This window comes from uncultured Phyllobacterium sp., assembly GCF_902479695.1.
Classification (GTDB): domain Bacteria; phylum Pseudomonadota; class Alphaproteobacteria; order Rhizobiales; family Rhizobiaceae; genus Phyllobacterium; species Phyllobacterium calauticae.
In genome coordinates this window covers 1-4,533 of record NZ_CABSQF010000087.1, presented here as the reverse complement: position 1 = coordinate 4,533, position 4,533 = coordinate 1, and the positions used below count along the sequence as shown (strand labels likewise).

At 59.5% G+C, this 4,533-nt stretch carries 4 protein-coding genes; 1 reads left to right on the top strand and 3 read right to left on the bottom strand.

The annotated features are described in order from the left end of the window. From RDL77_RS24650 to RDL77_RS24640, 3 genes are all read right to left on the bottom strand, one after another. Positions 1–1,745, bottom strand: a 1,745-nt coding sequence (locus RDL77_RS24650; RefSeq protein WP_288195124.1) for a lysylphosphatidylglycerol synthase domain-containing protein, incomplete at its 3' end; no start/stop codon positions are given. Positions 1,746–2,042: 297 nt separating this feature from the next. Beyond that, positions 2,043–2,525, bottom strand: a complete 483-nt coding sequence (locus tag RDL77_RS24645; RefSeq protein ID WP_288195122.1) for a hypothetical protein — start codon at positions 2,523–2,525, stop codon at positions 2,043–2,045. 316 nt (positions 2,526–2,841) lie between these two features. Beyond that, a complete protein-coding gene (locus tag RDL77_RS24640; protein ID WP_288195121.1) occupies positions 2,842–3,537 on the bottom strand; it encodes a fumarylacetoacetate hydrolase family protein in 696 nt (231 codons plus the stop codon). Between the two features lie 154 nt (positions 3,538–3,691). Between RDL77_RS24640 and RDL77_RS24635 the strand changes: the two genes are divergently transcribed. Further along, on the top strand, positions 3,692–4,533 hold an 842-nt coding region (locus tag RDL77_RS24635), incomplete at its 3' end, for a glucoamylase family protein (protein ID WP_288195120.1).

Sequence of the window (4,533 nt, the reverse complement as noted above, 5' to 3'; positions counted from 1 at the left end):
GCCCAGGCAAGCCCCCCGACGACCCCGTCATCCCCGCCAACCGGTTCGCCCATCGATACCAGGCTGCCACCGGAGCGGGCGAACATCACGAAGCCACGCCCCTTGCCGTCCATCAAAAACCGTTTGTCGCCCAGAAGCGCCAGCGCATCGGAGGCGCGCGGCGACTGCGCCACCAGATCGGGCACCTCTTCCGGAATGGGTTGCGCACGCAATTTACCGCGCCCGACACCATTGATCACGGTGTTGATGGTGATCGCCGCCAGCAGGGTCAGCAGCAGTACGCTGCCGCGCAGGAAGCGGGATGCCTGCGCATCCCAGGCAAATTCCCACCAGAGCTGGTTGGCATATTCCACATGGCGATAGGCGAAGAAGCCGAGCCACAGCACCGCGAATGCCGTCGTGCCGATACTGGCGAGCCAGCCCCAGGTCAGCTTGAAGCTTTCCCCCATCGGCTTGCGGTAAAAGGAATCGCCGAACAGCAGGAGGACGCCTGCCATCAGGGTCAGGGCCAGTGCTTCTTCCCAATCGAGCCCCTTTGCCAGGGAGAAGACCGCTCCAAGGCTGAAGAGAACAACGGCCATCACCCAGGCGCGCCAGAGCCGCCGCGCCAGTCCCCGCGCCACGATGAGCAGCGCCAGACCGACGAAGCTCGCACCGAGATGCGACATTTCCAGGAACGGCATCGGCACGAAATCGGAGAGCACCTCCAGGCGGCGGGTGAAGTCCGGCGTGACCGAGGAAATCAGAAGGACAATGCCGCCGAGAAAGGCGATACCGGCGGAAAGCGGCGGTATCAGCGTTTCGAACACCCGCACGGCCAGCATGGTCGGCCCGGCAATAAGGTGACGGCGGCGCAGTATTTCCGAGATGACGAAGCCGATGATGGCGACAAGGAACGGAATGAGGGTATAGATCGCCCGGTACGCCAGCAACGCAGCAATGGCGTCGGGATTTGTGCCAATCCCCAGACCGGCAATCATCGTGGCTTCAAACGCGCCGATACCGCCCGGCGCATGGCTGATGATGCCGAGGGCCACGGCCACCACATAGATCAGCGCAAAGGCGGCGATACTGGGCACGGCCCCGTGGGGCATCAGGACATAGAGGGTTGCCGCTGCTGCGGCCACGTCGATCAATCCCGCAATGATCTGCAGCATGGCGCCCTGCGACGATGGCAGGCGCACGGAAACACGGCCGATACGCAGCGTGCGCTCCCGGCGTGACAGCCAGTAGAGCAGTACCGCCACCGCGAGAAGAACGGACGCACCAATCACCTGGTCGAGTACCGGACCGAACGACACAATCCAGGGAATGCGCGTGGGATCAATCACCAGCGCAACGGCAATCATGATGGTGAAGGCAAACCAGATCGCCAGCCATGACGTGCCGATGATCCGGCCGATATCGGCCACGTTGATGCCTTCGGCGGCATAGACCCGGTAACGCAGCGCGCCGCCGGTCAGCAGCGAGAATCCGAGTGCGTTGGAAATGGCATATCCGGCGCCGCCGGCCATGGCGGAGATATAATAGGGCACACGCTTGGGGGCGATGGTTTCCACCGCCACCACGTCATAGAGCGCGACCGCGGCAAAACTGACAAAGGTAAAGAACAGCGCCAGCAACAATGTGCTATTCGGTATCGCATGGATCGAATGCTTGACGGCCTTGAACGAAATCTCGCTCGACAAATGCGTCAGGACCAGCAGGCTGAGGACAGCCACGCCGACGCCGAAGAAGGCGAACATCGCCGATTTCGTCCGTTTTCCCCACGGCAATTTGAGCTGCGAGCGCGCGTTAATTCTCTGCAGCGCTTTCTCGTTGCTATGAACCGGAGACGTGGCGGGGTCAGAAATCAATGCGTCGTCTTTCCAAGAGCGCCAAAATCCCCATGACTTTGGCCAGGCGTGATAAGCTATGTAATAATGGCGGCAGTATGCCACAACAGGAACGCTCGATTTTGGCCGGGCCAAAATCGAGTGCACTATTGTGTGCTAGTTATTGCATTCTGATGAATTGCGCTACTGGGAGTCGGATTTGCTGCGCTAGGCCGCTTGATCCAGTGCAAGGTGGCGGTACGATCCCGGAGCCCGTACTCTTCCGACAGCTGCGGATGGCGGAGCAAGCCCCATCCCTTCGGCAATGGCCGTTGCCACCGAGTTGCTGTTCTGGATCAGGAATGAATAGCCCAGACCGGATGCGCGGATGCGCGACGCCACATCCACCGCTGCACGCCATTTTGTGGCGATGGCCGTATCATTTCCTTCGAGCAGCAGTGTGGTGCGCGATGTCGGGCGCACATAGAACTCGGGGCAGTAGATCAGGTCGCGCTTGGAATAGTCGGTTACAACCGCCGTCAGCCGGCCGCGAATGGCGCAGTAGTTGAAACTGCCGTCCGCATTGGCTGCACCGCCATTGATCTCATAAAGCGGCCTGCCCGTCTCGTCGGTCCACACCACAAAATTATGGCTCGCAATCCCGGCAAAGCGCGGGATCGGATAGGAGCCAAAGAGAATGCGGTGGTTCATAAACGGGTGCTCTGGAGTTCTGGTTCGAGGAAATCAGAATCTTCAATAGACCATTTGATTTCAAAGACAACAGGGGCGTTTCTAACAAAAATGTTATACGGATTTGTTTAGCCGGAACACCATCAACGCGCAGACACAAAACTGTCAAACTTGAGCGCTTGTCGGTCCATTTTGGAGCGGTTTGACGCTGACCCGCATAAAACTGATCGAGATATCCCCGCAGATCAGCGTCAAAATTTATTTTTCACGTTTTCGCTGCTGACACCGCGAAAACACTTCCCTTCGCTGGCAAAATTCAGCGCAACGGGTCTTGAGATCAGACAACCCGCGCCCGAATCTCGCCGATACCATCGACGCCGCCATGCATTTCATCGCCGCGGACGATGGCGCCCACACCGGCAGGCGTGCCGGAAAAGATCAGGTCGCCCGCCTGGAGCGTGAACAATGTCGAGAGATAGGCGATGGTTTCCGGGACATTCCAGATCAGCTGCCTGAGATCGCCACGCTGGCGTTCCTGACCGTTCACCTTGAGCCAGATGGCACCGGACGACGGATGGCCGACTTTTGCAGCCGGAACGATAGCGGAACAGGGTGCGGAAGCCTCGAATGCCTTGGCCACGTCCCACGGACGCCCCAGTTTCTTGGCTTCCCCCTGCAAGTCGCGCCGGGTCATATCGAGGCCGACCGCGTAGCCGAAAACGTGATCGAGTGCGCTGTCGACGGCGATGTCGGTTCCGCCCTTCCCCAGTGCAATGACCATTTCCATCTCATAGTGAACATCGCTGGAGCCGCTGGGATAGGGAAAATCGCCATTGCCGGTGACCAGCGCATCCGGATTCTTCTGGAAGAAGAACGGTGGCTCGCGGTTCGGATCATGACCCATTTCGATGGCGTGATCGGCGTAGTTTCGCCCGACACAATAAATCCGGTGCACGGGAAACAGCTTTTCCGAACCGGTCACATGCAAAACCGGCTGGGAAACGGGCTGGAAAACAAATTGATCGTTCGGCATTATGGGCCCTTCACATGAGATTGATGACCGTGATCGGATTCGATCTTGGCAAGCTGTTTGGCACGCTACACATGGTATAGAAGCCAGACAATCGTCCAATGCAATCCGGCAAATGCAGCGTCATTGTGCCCTGTAGCAGGAATGTTCAGCCTTTATGGATCAAAGATTCGTGCATGAAAGAACAGGCGTCACGGATGATGACGCGGGGTTGCTGGACCGGGTCCAGCATGCGAGCTTCCAGTATTTCTGGGACGGTGCTCATCCCCGAAGCGGGCTGGCCCGCGACCGCACCGGTAAAAATGGCGACCCGAAGAACGATCTCGTTGCCGCAGGGGCGAGCGGGTTTGGTTTCATGGCCATTCTGGTGGCCATCGAGCGCGGCTGGATCGAGCGGCAAGCGGCCCTCGGCCGGATCGGAACAATGCTGACGGCGCTGGAACAGACCAAACGCTATCACGGCGTGTTTCCGCATTTCTTCCATGGCGGCGACGGGTCCACCATCCCCTTTTCCATGCGCGATGACGGCGGCGATCTGGTCGAAACCGCGTTCCTGCTGCAGGGTCTGATCTGCGTGCGGCAGTATTTTGCCGCGCCAGCCCCGGAAGAGACGGCGCTGCGCGACCGGATCAACCATCTCTGGCACGCCGTCGAGTGGACTGCACACCTCAAGCATGACGAAAAGGTCCTGTACTGGCATCACAGCCCCCGTTATCACTTCGCCCGCAATGTACCGATCCGCGGCTGGAATGAAGCGCTGATCGCCTATGTCCTGGCGGCAGGTGCCCCCAGGCACGGCATTGATGCCGACATCTATCACGAGGGCTTTGCCACCGGCAGCCAGTTCATCAACGGGCGGGATTATTACGGCATCACCCTGCCGCTCGGCCCCGACTATGGCGGGCCGCCTGTCTTCCCCCCATACTCGTTTCTCGGCCTCCGTCCGCCCCGGGGTTTCGCTCAGCAATCCCACTTCTCGCACCAGAACCGCAACCTTGC

Excerpts from the sequence above, each read along its gene's own strand:
- RDL77_RS24640 (WP_288195121.1), bottom strand. The coding sequence starts at position 3,537 with ATGCCGAACGATCAATTTGTTTTCCAGCCCGTTTCCCAGCCGGTTTTG.
- RDL77_RS24645 (WP_288195122.1), bottom strand. The coding sequence starts at position 2,525 with ATGAACCACCGCATTCTCTTTGGCTCCTATCCGATCCCGCGCTTTGCC.